We start from the raw sequence: 13,766 nt of genomic DNA on the forward strand, positions 1-13,766 counted from the left end.
CAACCTCCATGAAACTCAAAACCCTCGCCACCCTCGCCGCCGTCCTTCCCGCACTCGCCATCGCCTCCCCAGCCAAACCCTCATCCGGCCGTGCATCCCAATCCAAACCCGCGCAGAGCAGGTCTCAAGAGCGTACTTCCTCCGGCAGAAACTCATCTTCCAAACCGCAAGACAACAAACCTCAGCGCGGCCGCAATAGTCAAAGCAGAACCCAAGACAGCAACAAACCAGCCAACGGCCGCGCCAACTCGCGCCAGCAGCAGGATGCCAAACCCGCCCGCGGTCGCAACAGCCAAAGCAGGGAGCACGACAACAACCGATCCGCCAACGGCCGTGTACACTCACGCCAACAACAGGAAACCAAACCTGCCAACACCCGCACCAACGCCCGTCAGCAGCGCGATACCGGACACAACGCCACTCAATCCCAAAATCGGCACAGCCGGCCAACCCGCCAGCAAGAAAACGAACAACCCGCCCACATCCAAGAGCGCCCGCAGCCCAACCCCGAGCCGCAAGACAACAGCCCGCAAGACAGCACTCAAGCTGCCGAATACGCCGCCGCAAAAGCCCAATGCCTGCGCTACGTTGTCGATGGCAACAACCTCTCCGCCTTTACCGAAGCCTGCCGTCCCGATTCCGCTACCAGCGAGCGCTACCAAACCGCCTTCAAAAACACCCAGACCCAATTCGAGCACGACAGCTGCCTAGACATCGTCAGCGAAGACGAAGCCCAAGCCGCCATCAATCTTGAACTCCAGTGGCTCGGCCAGACCAGCCGACTGTTCTGCCCTGCCGTCAAAGACGAACTGCCAGGCATTGCCCACCGCTACCGCAACGTCAAATAACCCACAGGCTACCTGAAAAACCGAAAAGCAATTTTCAGGTAGCCTCCTCTTCCCAGCCACATACAAGGAACTCCTCCAATGAAACTCTGCGCCCTAGCCCTCCTTACTGCCGCCCTCCTCCCCGCTCTTGCCCAAGCCGCACCTGCCCAAGCCAGCAAACAACAATGCCTGGGCTATTTGAAAGACGGCTTTCAAATCGTCATCCACGTCTCTGCCTGCGAGCCCGCCTCAGCCCAAGACGAACGCTACAAAAATGCCTTTAACGCTGCTCAGCAGCAGTTTGAACAAGCCAACTGCGAAAGTCTATTGAACGAAGCCGAAGTTCGTACCTTTCTTGACAGCCAAACCGCAGGCAAATCCCAGCAACAATACTGCGCATCCATCAAAACCCCCGTGCAGCGCAGCCTGCAACGCTACAACAGCAACCGCCGCTAAACCTTTTGCCGCTGCATTTTTCAGGTAGCCTCACGCTTAAATTGAGGCTACCTGAAACCCCTTTTTTGGAGAAAACATGAACACCAGCGCCCAAAATGTCGATGCTGCCGAAATCGACAAATTCAGCCGCCTAGCCGCCCAATGGTGGAATCCCGAGGGCGAATTTAAATCCCTGCATGAAATCAACCCGCTGCGGCTGGGCTTCATCCGCGAGCACAGCGGCGGGCTGGTCGGCAAAAACGTGCTCGACGTGGGCTGCGGTGGCGGTATCCTCAGCGAAGCCCTTGCCCGCGAAACCGCGCAGGCCACCGGCATCGACATGGCCGAAAAATCCCTTCAGGTAGCCCAAGCCCATGCCGAACAACAAGGCCTGGCCAACCTGCACTACCGCTGTATCAGCGTGGAAGCGCTCGCCGCCGAGCAGCCCGCCGCCTACGACGTGGTTACCTGCATGGAAATGCTGGAACACGTGCCCGACCCCGCCTCCGTGATTGCCGCCTGCGCCAAACTGGTCAAGCCCGGCGGTAGCCTCTTTTTCTCCACCCTCAGCCGCACCGCCAAATCCTACGCCCAAGCCATCATCGCCGCCGAATACCTGCTCGGCCTCGTAGCCAAAGGCACCCACGACTGGCAGCGCTTCATCAACCCCGCCGATCTTGCCCGCCTCTGCCGCCAAGCCGGGCTAAACATCACCGCCACCAGCGGCCTCACCTACAACCCCCTCACCCGCCGCTACCGCCTCTACCAACGAACAGACGTCAACTACATGATCGCCTGCCGCCCGATCGGCACAGCCTGAGCCCGGCACTGCATGACAACCAAAACATGAGGCTACCTGAAACCGGTTCAACCGTTTCAGGTAGCCTTTTTATAGTGAATTAACAAAAACCGGTACGGCGTTGTCTCGCCTTGCCGTAACATGTGTACTGTCTGCGGCTCGCCGCCTTGTCCTGATTTTTGTTAATCCATTAGACCTCTTGCGAAAATATTCATCCCATCGCATTAACCAGTCCTGCAATCAGATTTGCCCTTAACCCGAACCGTTTCCGCCTGTTGCGGTAAGGCAGCGACAATATTTTGAATATCTTCAGTTTCCTGTTGATGTGCTCGATGACGGTTCTGAGTTTGCCTAACCGCCTGTTCGCCTCTTTATCCTGTTTGTCCGGCGGATGACGTTTGGATTTCTTTTTCGGGGTCTGTAATCCGGTTTTGGCCAATCCTTGATAACCCTTATCCGCGATGACTATTTTGTAGGGATAAAGCTCTGCAAGGTGCCTCTTGGCTAAACGCATGTCATGCCGGGCACCCATCCCCGTCCGGATGCTGATGATTTTTTCCGTTTCCCTGCCGTATATGACCCGGATTTTAACCGTGTGCCGCCTTTTCTTGCCGCTGTAATACTGCCGCTGTTTTTTTGGGACGTTCAATCGGGCTTTCGGTAACGTCAATGATGACCGTTTGGTCGCCCGGATTCTTGTGCTTTGGCAGGGAGAAGCGTTTGCAACGGATGAGGGCGTCCTCGGTTTTACGGATGGTGCGGCAGACATTGCTTTCGGAAAGGCCGTAGATGGCGGCCAATTCGAGTTGGGTATGGTAATGGCGCAGATAGCTTAGGGTAAGCAGCAGTTGGTCTGCCAAACCGAGCGTATGCGGCCTGCCCGACTTGACCTTCCGGCTTTCTGCTTCTGTGGTGACTTGCAGCATTTCGTGAAAAAGGACGGGCGTTACACCTGTGAGCCGTTTGAATTCGCTATCGCTTCTTTGGATGAGGTTTTCGTATTTCATTTGGGAATGGTAAATTTTCAGGATACTTTCGCAAGAGGTCTACTATAGAAACCAGAATACTAGCAATCTTTACACCGAAACCCGGCTAGCATCATTTTTTGCCTATTTGTCTACTCTAATCTAAAAACAGCATCCGGTCGGATTTTGCCCGGCAAAATCCGCAACACAGAAAAAAATATTTTCCCCAAGAAATCAAGCTTACTATTGCAGAATATATTCATAAAACCCAGGCAGTAAGTGTTGCGTTACTACAACTTATGTTGCTTTTATGCTAAAATCGCACTTATGTTCCACTCTTGCTTTTAATTATGCTGCTCGACCTAAACCGTTATTCTCCCGCTGTTTTCCGCAAAGAAGCCTCAAAATTGGGCGCCTTGGCAGTACCCATGCTGCTGGCGCAGATTGCACAGGTGGGGCTGGGGTTTGTGGATACGGTGATGGCTGGCGGTGCAGGCAAAACCGATTTGGCTGCTGTAGCCTTGGGCAGTAGTGCGTTTGTTACGGTTTATCTGACTTTCCTCGGCGTGATGACCGCGCTCAATCCGATGATTTCCCAAGAGCACGGTGCAGGCGAAACCGAGAAAGTGGGCGAGTTGGGCCGTCAGGGCATATGGTATGGCCTGATGCTGGGCATCGTGGGCATGATTCTGCTCTGGCTAATGATTCAGCCCATCAACGGTTTTCTCGACTTAGATGCCGAAGTGAAACGGCAATTTGCCCTGTATGTGGGTCTGATTGCCCTTTCTATGCCGGCTGCCATGATTCATCGTGCGCTGCACGCCTTTGCTTCCAGCCTGGGTAAGCCCAAGCCGATTATGTGGATGAGCTGGATCAGCCTATTTTTAAACATCCCGCTCAATCATATTTTCGTTTACGGCGATTTGGGCATGCCGACCTTGGGCGGTGCGGGCTGCGGCCTGGCCAGTACTTTAGTGTTTTGGTTTAACGCCGCCGCACTGTGGGCTTATATTGCCAAACAGAAATATTTCCAACGCTTCGGCCTGTTCGCCCGTTTCTCCAAACCCAGCGCCAAAATTTTCCGCCAAATCACCAAGTTGGGGGTACCGATCGGCTTGTCTTTCTTCCTCGAAGTGAGCCTGTTCACCGTGATGATGATGCTGATCGCCCAACTGCCGGGCAATGCCGAAGACCATGTGGCCGCACAGCAAGTAGTGAACAGCATCACCAGCCTGATTTATGTGATTCCGCAAGGCATCGGCGCGGCGGTTACCGTGCGTGTGGGCTATGCCATCGGTGCCGACCGCTATTTCCAAGCGCGTTATGCCTCCGGCGTGGCCTTGGCCTGCGGCTCAACCCTGGCCATCGTTACCGCAGTGCTCACCCTGCTGTTCCGCTACCCGATTATGCGCGTTTACACCGACGACCAGGCCGTTATCGGTATCGGCGCCACCATCCTGCTGTTTGCCGCCGCCTTCCAATTGGCCGACGCCATCCAATGTATCGCCTCCTACGCCTTGCGAGGCTATAAGGTCACCAAGCTGCCGATGGTGATTCACGGCATCGCCTTCTGGGTGGTCGGTCTCGGATTGGGCTGCCTGCTGGCCTTCGGTACGAGCATGGGGATTTACGGCTTCTGGGCGGCATTGGTGCTGTCGCTGGGTTGTGCCGCCGTTGCCCTCTTGTGGTGTTTGGCAACAGTCAGCCAAGAAATGTTGGAACATGAAGACGATGAATAAACTGCAATACGATGCCGATTTAACCACGCTGAACACCTTCGGCCTCCCCGCCCGCGCCGCCGCGCTCTACACCTTGGACACAGCCGAAAGGCTACCTGAAATTTTCCAACTGCCCGAATACCGCCGCGGGCACACCCTGTGGCTGGGCGGCGGCAGCAATATCCTGCTGATGAAGGACTACGACGGGCTGGTGGTACGCATGGCCAATAAAGGCATTTCCGCGCCAGAGCCGGCCGGCGGCAGCAAAATGCGCATCACCGCACAGGCCGGCGAAAACTGGCATGATTTCGTACAGCACACCATCGCGCTGGGTTTGAGCGGGCTGGAAAACCTCAGCCTGATTCCCGGCACAGTGGGCGCCGCGCCGGTGCAGAATATCGGCGCCTACGGCGTGGAAGCCGAAAGCTGTATCGAAACCGTGCACGCCTGGGATTTAGACAGCGGCCAGCCGGTATCGTTCAGCCATGCCGACTGCCGTTTTGCCTATCGCGACAGCGTGTTCAAACAATCCGGCGGCCGCTTCGTGATTACGGCAGTAACGTTCGTGCTGGATAGCGAATTCAAACCCAAGCTGCACTACGGCGACGTGCAAACCGAAGCCGAAGCCCTAGCTCAAGGCGCGCCACTCACCGCCGCCATCGTGGCCGAAGCCGTGTGCCGCATCCGCCGCCGCAAACTGCCCGACCCCGCCGAAACCGGCAGCTGCGGCAGCTTCTATAAAAACCCCATCGTTTCCGCCGAACAGGCCGCCGCGCTGAAACAGCGGCACCCCGCCCTGCCGGTATACCCCCAGCCGGGCGGTCAGGCCAAACTCGCCGCCGGCTGGCTCATCGACCAATGCGGCCTCAAAGGCCACCGCGAAGGCCATGCCGCCGTACACCAAAAACAAGCCCTGGTGCTGATTAACCTCGGCGGCGCCAGTGCCCAAGACGTACGCCGTTTGTCCGAACACGTTCAAAACAGCGTTTACCAACGCTTCGGCGTGCAGCTTGAGCCCGAGCCGGTATGGGTGGAGTGAGACAGCACAATCAATAATGTATTAAAATACCTGTATGACCCCGCCAAAAGATTTTCAGGTAGCCTCTCGCGCAGGCAGAATTTGTGTTTCAGCCAAAGGAGATCACCATGCCCAGGAAGCCCGGCAAACCCAACACCTACAACCGAATCATCGACATCAGCCTCCAACTGTTCAACGAAGAGGGTGAGCGCAACATCAGCACCAACCACATCTCCCAGCGCCTCGGCATCAGCCCCGGCAACCTCTACTATCATTTTCGTAATAAAGACGAAATCATCGTTCAGCTGTTCCAGCGCTACAGCAACAAACTGCTCGACTACATCCGCCAAACCGAGCTGCCCGGCAGCATGGCCAAAATGGGAGAATACCTACAGGGCGTGTACGACATCCTTTGGGAATACCGCTTCCTATTCAGCGACGTCAACACCCTGCTCGCCCGCAGCAAGCAGCTTTTGGGCGAACACAACGAATTCACCCACGAGAAAATCTCCCCGCTTTTAGTGAAACTCTTCATCGAATTGCGCGACAAAGGCATCATCGAAGCCGACGACGAAGCCCTGCGCGAGCTCGGCCTGAACGTGTGGCTGCTCACCAAATACTGGTTCGACTTCGACAACTCCCAGCACATCGGCTGCTGGGACGAAAACGCCAAACGGCGCGGCATCTACCAAACCATGAGCCTGATACGCGGCTTTGTGAGCAAAGAGCACTACCCAAACTACTGCGAACTGATGGCGCAATATCGCTCCTGAAGCAGCAAACCAAACGGCAGCCGGAAACCGCCTTTCCGCTGCCGTTGAATATTGTGGGTGGCTTAGCGGCATTTCCCTACGGCTGCCATGCCCGGTAAACCAAGGCCTTTGCAAAACCCGGCTTGTTTCCCCCAACATTTTCAGGTAGCCTGCCGCCCGCATTGAAGGCTACCTGAAAAAGAACTCTGCCTCCCTGCCCTTCCATAATACCGTGATATCGTGGCCTAAATTTAAGCAGAATCAGGCAACAAGCCAACGCCATGCCGGTTTAAAATGAATCACTATAGTGGATTAACAAAAATCAGGACAAGGCGGCGAGCTGCAGACAATACACACGTTACGGCAAGGAGAGCCAAAGCTGTACTGGTTTTTGTTCATTCACTATATAAGCAAAAAAAGCTACCCGAAACACACCAACCATGACCCAATCCCTCACCATCCTCGGCAGCACCGGCAGCATCGGCACCAGCACGCTCGACGTGGTTGCCCGCCACCCCGAACGCTTCCGCATCTTCGCCCTCAGCGGCCACAGCCAAACCGCCAAGCTGGCCGAACAATGCCTTGCCTTCCGCCCGCAATACGCCGTAACCGCCAACGAGGCGCAAGCCGCCGAGCTGCGCGCGCACCTGGCCGCCGCTAGCTGCCAAACCGAAGTGCTGCACGGCGAACAAGCCTTGTGCGACATTGCCGCCGCGCCGGAAACCGACGGCGTAATGGCCGCCATCGTCGGCGCCGCCGGCCTGCCGCCCACGCTGGCCGCCGCCCGCGCCGGCAAAACCATCTACCTGGCCAACAAAGAAACGCTGGTGGTTTCAGGTAGCCTCTTCATGCAAACCGCCGCCCAATCCGGCGCCCGCATCCTGCCGGTAGACAGCGAACACAACGCCATCTACCAAGTGTTGCCGCCGGGAAAAGGCTACCTGAAACAAAACGGCGTGCAATCCATCATCCTCACCGCTTCCGGCGGCCCCTTCCTGCACACCGACTTGGCCGACTTCCCCGCCATCACACCCGAACAGGCGGTCAAACACCCCAACTGGCAGATGGGGCGCAAAATTTCGGTGGACAGCGCCACCATGATGAACAAAGGCCTGGAACTGATAGAAGCACACTGGCTGTTCAACTGCCCGCCGGAAAAACTGGAAACCGTTATCCACCCGCAAAGCGTGGTGCACAGCATGGTGCGCTATGCCGACGGCTCGGTGCTGGCGCAAATGGGCACGCCCGATATGCGCACGCCCATCGCCTACTGCCTCGGCCTGCCCGAACGCATCGCCTCCGGCGTGCCGCCGCTGGATTTCGCCGCCCTCTCCGCGCTCACCTTTGAAACGCCCGACTACCGCCGTTTCCCCTGCCTGGAACTGGCCTATCAGGCCATGCAGGCCGGCGGCGGCGTGCCCTGCGTGCTCAATGCCGCCAATGAAATCGCCGTGGCCGCCTTTCTGGCCAACCGCATCCGCTTCACCGACATCGCACACACGGTGCGGCATTGCCTGGAACAGGATTTTTCAGGTAGCCACCACAGCCTGGAAGGCCTGCTGGATTTGGATGCCGCTGCCCGACGCGCCGCAGAAGCGTTTGTGCAGCAAGCCGCATGAATAATGCGGCAGGCCGAGCCAATATGACAGGCCTTCGCTATTGGCGTAGGCTTTGTCGGGAACCTCTGTTTCCATTACAATTACGTTTTTCTTCCTGCAGCCGATTGGCGGCTGAGGCTACCTGAAAATACGGCATTCCCTTTTTCAGGTAGCCTGCATTCGATTCGCCTGCTTCAAGGAGCTTCTTGTTTGTTTCTTTTGCACACACTCGGCGCGTTTATCGTTGCCATCCTGATTTTGGTCAGCCTGCACGAACTGGGGCATTTGCTGGTGGCGCGCTGGTGCGGCATCAAAGTGCTGCGCTTTTCCGTGGGCTTCGGCAAACCGTTTTTCAACAAACGCTGGCGCAATATCGAATGGTGCCTGGCGCCGATTCCGCTTGGCGGCTATGTGAAAATGGTCGACACCCGCGAAGGCGACGTGGCCGAGGCCGACCTGCCCTACGCCTTCGATAAGCAACATCCGTTCAAACGCATGCTGGTGGTGGCCGCCGGCCCGCTCACCAATCTAGCGCTGGCTGTACTGCTCTACACCTTCTCCTTCGGCTATTTCGGCGTGCAGGAAGTGCGCCCGATGGTGGGCATGGTGATGCCCGACACACTGGCCGCCAAAGTAGGCTTCCAACCGGGCGACACCATCACCGCTGTAAACGGCAAGCAGGTGCTCACTTGGGGCGACGCACAATCGGAAATCATCCTGAATTTGGAAGCCGGTAAGGTTCAGGTAGCCGTGCGCGAGGCCAACGGCAGCCAAACCACGCGCACCATCGATGCCGCTGGTACGCCGGAAGCGGAAGCCGTGGCCAAACGCGGCGGCTGGTTCGGCATCACCGCCCTGCGCCTGAACACCACGCTCGCCTCTATCCAGCCCGGCTCCCCCGCCGAGCGCGCAGGTTTGCGCAAAGGCGACCGCGTTGTGGCCGTGAACGGGCAAATCGTGCACACTTGGCCGGATTTAACCACCACCATCCGCCAACACCCGCAAGACAAACTGACAATCGATATTTTGCGCGGCGGCAAACCGCTTCAGGTAGCCTTGCGCCCCGACAGCCGTGAAGACCGCAACGGCGAACGCTACGGCTATGCCGGTTTTGAAGCAGAAGTCGACCGGCAATGGATGTCGCTCTCCACCTACCGCTACCAGCCCACCTGGCTGGGCGCCGCCGAAATGGGCATGCAGCGCGTGTCCTCCTACACCGCGCTCACCGGCCGCCTGTTTGCCCGCCTGCTTACCGGCCAGGCTTCCGTAAGCCACATTTCCGGCCCGATTACCATCGCCAGCTATGCCGGCAAAACCGCCTCCGCCGGGATTCAGGATTATTTGGAATTCCTCGCCGTGGTGAGCATCAGCCTGGGGATTTTGAATTTGCTGCCGATTCCTGTTTTAGATGGCGGCCATTTAATGTATTATGCCGCCGAATGGATTCGCGGCAAGCCCGTTAGCGCCAATGTGCAAATGTGGGGATTGCGCCTCGGCCTCTCCCTGATGCTGATGCTGATGCTGCTGGCTTTTTTCAACGATATCACCCGCTTACTGGGATAAAGCATGAAACTGAACAAACTTACCTTCTCTTTGTTTGCAGCCGGATTGTCTTCTTGGGCGCTGGCCGCCGCACCGTTTACCATCCAAGATATCCGCATCGAGGGCCTTCAGCGTACCGACCCCTCCACCGTATTGGGCTACCTGCCGGTTAAAGTGGGCGGGACTTTCACCGATGGCGAAGGCGAACAAATCATCAAAAACCTCTATGCCACCGGCTTGTTCGACGACGTGAGCGTAGAAACCATGGGCAACCAAGTGTTGCTGACCGTGGTGGAGCGCCCCATCATCAACACGGTTACCGTTATCGGCGGCAAAACCCTGCCCAGCGACGCCATCAAGAAAAATCTCGACAGCTTCGGCCTGGGCCAATCGCAGCCATTCAACCAAGCGATCCTCAACCAAGCCGTGGCCGGCCTGCAGCAGGAATATGCCAACCAAGGCAAACTCTCCGCCACCATCACCCCCGAGATTTCCCGCCTCTCGCGTAACCGTGTGGACATCACACTGAAAATCGACGAAGGCCCTACCACCCACATCAAAGAAATCGACTTTGAAGGCAACCAGCACTTCTCCAACCGCACTCTGCGCCACCAAATGCAGATGGATCGCCACGGCATGTTGAGCTGGCTCTCCAAAGACGACCGTTTCTCCGACGAAAAATTCCGCCAAGACCTGCAATCCATCACCGACTTCTACCAAAACGAAGGCTTCTTTGAAGGCCGGGTACAGGATGCCGATGTGCGCTACAACGCCGACCGCACCGAACAGACGCTGTGGATTAAAGTACACGAAGGCGAACGCTACCGCTGGGGCAAAGTACGCATCGAAGGCGACACCCGCGAAGTGCCGCGCGAAGAGTTGGAAGCCCTGCTGAAAATGCGCGAAGGCCGCCGCTACAACCGCTCGCAGATGGTAGAAAGCCTGCAGGCCATCCAAGACCGTATGGGGCAGGCCGGCTATGCGCTGGCTCAAGTGGGCGTGCAGCCGCAGCCCGACCAGGCCAACCACACCGTGGATTTCGTTTTAACGGTGAATCCCGGCCGCAAATACTATGTGAACCAAATCCACATTTCCGGCAACAACAAAACCCGTGATGCCGTTATCCGCCGCGAAATGCGACAAACCGAAGCAGCCCCCTACGATTCGGCCAAGCTCAACCGCTCTAAAGACCGTATCCAGCTCTTGGGCTATTTCGACGACGTGAAAGTGGAAACCCGCCCACTGCCCGATACGCCCGACCAAGTGGATGTGGATGTATCCGTGAAAGAACGCTCTACCGGCTCGGTAGAAGTGGCTGCCGGCTGGGTACAAGACACCGGCTTGGTGCTCTCTGCCGGCGTGGCACAAGACAACCTGTTCGGTACGGGCAAATCCGCCAACCTCCGCATTGCGCGCGGCAAAACCCAAAATACCGCGTCCCTGTCGTTTACCGACCCCTACTTCACCCCCGATGGCGTGAGCTTGGGCTACGATATCTACTATCGCGGCTTCATGCCCTACAAATCCAGCTCCAGCTCCAGCTCCAACAACTACGAAACCACTCGTATCGGCCTAGGTGCGCGCATGGGTGTGCCGGTTACCGAATACGACCGCGTAAACTTCGGCCTCGCAGTGGAACACCTGAACGTGAAGCTGCATGGCGACGTAAATTATCAACCCTACCGCTACCGCCAGTTCATCCAAGAACACGGCGAGAAAAACTGGATTGTTAAAGGCAATATCGGCTGGGGTCGCAACAAAACCGACGATGCCCTGTGGCCGACCCGCGGCTACACCACCAGCGTCAACGCCGATCTCGGCCTGCCCGGCGGCGGTTTGAAATACTACATCCTCACCCACGACCAACGCTGGTTCTTCCCCTTAAGCAAGAGCTTCACCCTGATGCTGGGTGGGGAAGTGGGTTATGCCGGTTCCTACGGCGGCACCTCCTCCGTACCCTTCTTCAACAACTTCTACGGCGGCGGCCTAGGCTCCGTGCGCGGTTACGAAAACGGTTCTTTGGGTCCGAAGGTATATGAAATTTATGGCAATACCCGTAATACCGTAAACTACGGCGGTACTTACAAAGCCTATGCTTCTGCCGAGCTGCTCTTCCCCTTCCCCGGCATAAAAGACCAACGTTCCGTGCGCTTGAGCGTGTTCGCCGATGCCGGCAGCGTGTGGGACGGCAAAACCTACAATACCGGAGCATACAGCGCTACCAACCCCTACGGCACCAACGGCTACTACAGCAAAGACCACCGTTCTTCTTTCAGCAACGAACTGCGCTATTCCGTAGGCGCGGCGCTGACTTGGATTTCCCCGTTGGGCCCGATGAAATTCAGTTTTGCCCACCCGATGCGGCAGCGGGATAACGACCAAATCCAACGTTTCCAATTCCAATTGGGTACGACTTTCTAAGAAAGCAGATAATGAAGCTTAATCTTCCCCGTATGGCAGCGGCAGCCGCTGCGGTGCTGCTCGCATCGCACGCTGTTGCCGACAGCGTACAGAAGCTGGGATTCATCGATACCGAGCGCGTGTATCAGCAGTCCGTTCAGGCACAGCGCATCCAAACCACCCTGCAAAACGAATTCGGCGCGCGCCAGCAGGCTTTGCAACGGCTGCGCGATCAAGGCATTGCCTTGAAAGCCCGGCTCGACCAAGGCCACCTGAGCCCCACCGAACGCCGCCGCATCGAGCAGCAGCTGATTGCCCTGGATGGGGATTTGCGCCGCCAAGCCGCACAGCTTACCGAAGAATACAACCTGCGCCGCAACGAGGAGTTCGCCGCCCTGCAGCAAAATGCCAACCGCGTGATTACCGAGCTGGCTCAGCGCGACGGCTATGACTTGATTATCCAAGACGTTATCTACGTAAACAGCAAATTCGATATTACCGACCAAGTTATCCGCGCCCTCAACAGCCAATAGGCCGACGACGGGTTGGCTGCCTTCCGATACTGCATCGGCCCTATCGGAAACGCATCAATCCGCCACAAGGCTACCTGAAAGCGCGGGCTTCAACGAAATCGGTATTCCGGCCTCTCTGTTTTGCAGCAACACAGGCTACCTGAAAATGCAGAAACTCCTTTCCCAAATCACCACCGCCCTAGGCGGCACGCTTGCCGGGCAAGACATCGCCATCAGCCGTATTGCTCCGCTACATACCGCACAAAAAGACGACATCAGCTTCGTCTCACACCCCAAACACCTGCCAGAAGCCCTGGCCAGCCAAGCCGGCGCGCTGATTGTGCACCACAAATTGGCTGACAAACTGCCCGGCCGCAATCTGATTGCGTGTGACAACCCACAACTCTATTTCGCACAAACCGCCCGCCTGTTCCACCCCGCCCCCGCCGCCAATCCCGGCATTCATCCCAGCGCCGTGGTGGAAGCAAGCGCCATCGTGCCCGACAGCTGCGAAATCGGTGCCAACGTTTATATCGGCGACTGCGTTGTGCTGGGCGAAGGCTGCCGCATCCTGGCCAACTGCGTGGTGGAGGCCAACTGCGTGCTTGGCGAGCATACCGTGCTGCACCCCAATGTAACCGTTTACGCCGGCTGCCGCCTCAGCGATCGCGTGGAAATCCACTCCGGCACCGTAATCGGCGCAGACGGCTTCGGCAATGCCTGGGCGCAAGACCATTGGTACAAAATCCCGCAAGTGGGCGGCGTGGAAATCGGCAACGACGTGGAAATCGGTGCCAACACCACCATCGACCGCGGCGCAATCGAAGACACCGTCATCGCCGAGGGCGCGAAAATCGACAACCTCGTGCAAATCGCCCACAACGTGCACATCGGCGCCCACACCGCCATCGCCGCCTGCGTGGGCATTGCCGGCAGCACCCATATCGGCGCCTACTGCCAAATCGGCGGCGCCGCCATGTTTGTCGGCCACATCCGCGTGGCCGACCGCACCTTCATCGGCGGCGGCACCCTCGTGGCCGCCTCCATCAACCAGCCGGATTACTACGCCAGCTCCTATCCGCTGCAAACCCACCGCGACTGGGTGAAAAACGCCGTGCACCTGCGCCGGCTCAACGAGTTGCACCGCCGCGTGAAAACGCTGGAAAACACAATCAACTATCCCGAAAACAAGGAATAACC

Annotated in this window: 12 protein-coding genes; 11 read left to right on the forward strand and 1 reads right to left on the reverse strand. The window is 57.5% G+C overall.

The genetic code is table 11. The features are described 5' to 3' along the window. Positions 1-8 precede the first annotated feature (8 nt). The 3 genes from ELB75_RS11905 (at position 9) to ubiG (ending at position 2,082) form a co-directional block, all read left to right on the forward strand. Positions 9-848, forward strand: coding sequence for a hypothetical protein (locus tag ELB75_RS11905; RefSeq protein ID WP_126984076.1), 840 nt, complete (start codon positions 9-11; stop codon positions 846-848). A 78-nt stretch (positions 849-926) separates the two neighbouring features. Further along, the gene (locus tag ELB75_RS11910) at positions 927-1,283 is read left to right on the forward strand and encodes a hypothetical protein (protein WP_126984077.1); all 357 of its coding nucleotides are present in this window, start codon (positions 927-929) and stop codon (positions 1,281-1,283) included. A 76-nt stretch (positions 1,284-1,359) separates the two neighbouring features. Then, positions 1,360-2,082 (forward strand): bifunctional 2-polyprenyl-6-hydroxyphenol methylase/3-demethylubiquinol 3-O-methyltransferase UbiG, encoded by a 723-nt coding sequence (ubiG, locus tag ELB75_RS11915; protein WP_126984078.1) that lies wholly within the window; start codon positions 1,360-1,362, stop codon positions 2,080-2,082. Positions 2,083-2,272: 190 nt separating this feature from the next. Here ubiG and ELB75_RS11920 read toward each other — a convergent pair. After that, positions 2,273-3,068, reverse strand: a protein-coding gene (locus tag ELB75_RS11920; RefSeq protein WP_126982325.1) for an IS5 family transposase whose coding sequence is annotated in 2 segments (ribosomal slippage) — positions 2,273-2,701 and positions 2,703-3,068 — 795 coding nt in all. Because the reading frame shifts where the segments join, the coding sequence is not laid out codon by codon here. Positions 3,069-3,376: 308 nt separating this feature from the next. On the opposite strand from ELB75_RS11920, the gene ELB75_RS11925 reads away from it, so the two are divergent. From ELB75_RS11925 to lpxD, 8 genes are all read left to right on the forward strand, one after another. After that, positions 3,377-4,765, forward strand: coding sequence for an MATE family efflux transporter (locus ELB75_RS11925; protein WP_064088987.1), 1,389 nt, complete (start codon positions 3,377-3,379; stop codon positions 4,763-4,765). Next, complete coding sequence (murB, locus tag ELB75_RS11930) at positions 4,758-5,783, forward strand: UDP-N-acetylmuramate dehydrogenase (RefSeq protein WP_164726939.1); 1,026 nt, start codon at positions 4,758-4,760, stop codon at positions 5,781-5,783. Before ELB75_RS11925 ends, murB begins: the two co-directional genes overlap by 8 nt. Positions 5,784-5,890: 107 nt before the next feature. Next, entirely contained in the window at positions 5,891-6,535 is a 645-nt protein-coding gene (locus ELB75_RS11935) for a TetR/AcrR family transcriptional regulator (protein WP_126984080.1), read from the forward strand. A gap of 419 nt (positions 6,536-6,954) precedes the next feature. After that, positions 6,955-8,133 carry a 1-deoxy-D-xylulose-5-phosphate reductoisomerase gene (ispC, locus tag ELB75_RS11940; RefSeq protein ID WP_126984081.1) on the forward strand — a complete coding sequence of 393 codons (1,179 nt, stop codon included), beginning with the start codon at positions 6,955-6,957 and terminating at the stop codon, positions 8,131-8,133. Positions 8,134-8,331: 198 nt separating this feature from the next. Continuing rightward, positions 8,332-9,675: an RIP metalloprotease RseP gene (rseP, locus tag ELB75_RS11945; RefSeq protein ID WP_164726941.1), complete on the forward strand. Its 1,344-nt coding sequence runs from the start codon at positions 8,332-8,334 to the stop codon at positions 9,673-9,675. A gap of 3 nt (positions 9,676-9,678) precedes the next feature. Continuing rightward, positions 9,679-12,075, forward strand: coding sequence for an outer membrane protein assembly factor BamA (gene bamA, locus ELB75_RS11950; RefSeq protein WP_126984083.1), 2,397 nt, complete (start codon positions 9,679-9,681; stop codon positions 12,073-12,075). A 32-nt stretch (positions 12,076-12,107) separates the two neighbouring features. Further along, positions 12,108-12,587 carry an OmpH/Skp family outer membrane protein gene (locus ELB75_RS11955; RefSeq protein WP_431306063.1) on the forward strand — a complete coding sequence of 160 codons (480 nt, stop codon included), beginning with the start codon at positions 12,108-12,110 and terminating at the stop codon, positions 12,585-12,587. A 145-nt stretch (positions 12,588-12,732) separates the two neighbouring features. Further along, entirely contained in the window at positions 12,733-13,764 is a 1,032-nt protein-coding gene (gene lpxD, locus ELB75_RS11960) for a UDP-3-O-(3-hydroxymyristoyl)glucosamine N-acyltransferase (RefSeq protein ID WP_126984085.1), read from the forward strand. Positions 13,765-13,766 lie beyond the last annotated feature (2 nt).

Origin of the sequence: Eikenella corrodens, assembly GCF_003990355.1 — a bacterium.
GTDB lineage: Bacteria > Pseudomonadota > Gammaproteobacteria > Burkholderiales > Neisseriaceae > Eikenella > Eikenella corrodens_B.

Coding starts and splice junctions, on each gene's coding strand:
- ELB75_RS11905 (WP_126984076.1), top strand. CDS start 9: ATGAAACTCAAAACCCTCGCCACCCTCGCCGCCGTCCTTCCCGCACTC.
- ELB75_RS11910 (WP_126984077.1), top strand. CDS start 927: ATGAAACTCTGCGCCCTAGCCCTCCTTACTGCCGCCCTCCTCCCCGCT.
- ubiG (WP_126984078.1), top strand. CDS start 1,360: ATGAACACCAGCGCCCAAAATGTCGATGCTGCCGAAATCGACAAATTC.
- ELB75_RS11925 (WP_064088987.1), top strand. CDS start 3,377: ATGCTGCTCGACCTAAACCGTTATTCTCCCGCTGTTTTCCGCAAAGAA.
- murB (WP_164726939.1), top strand. CDS start 4,758: ATGAATAAACTGCAATACGATGCCGATTTAACCACGCTGAACACCTTC.
- ELB75_RS11935 (WP_126984080.1), top strand. CDS start 5,891: ATGCCCAGGAAGCCCGGCAAACCCAACACCTACAACCGAATCATCGAC.
- ispC (WP_126984081.1), top strand. CDS start 6,955: ATGACCCAATCCCTCACCATCCTCGGCAGCACCGGCAGCATCGGCACC.
- bamA (WP_126984083.1), top strand. CDS start 9,679: ATGAAACTGAACAAACTTACCTTCTCTTTGTTTGCAGCCGGATTGTCT.
- ELB75_RS11955 (WP_431306063.1), top strand. CDS start 12,108: ATGGCAGCGGCAGCCGCTGCGGTGCTGCTCGCATCGCACGCTGTTGCC.
- lpxD (WP_126984085.1), top strand. CDS start 12,733: ATGCAGAAACTCCTTTCCCAAATCACCACCGCCCTAGGCGGCACGCTT.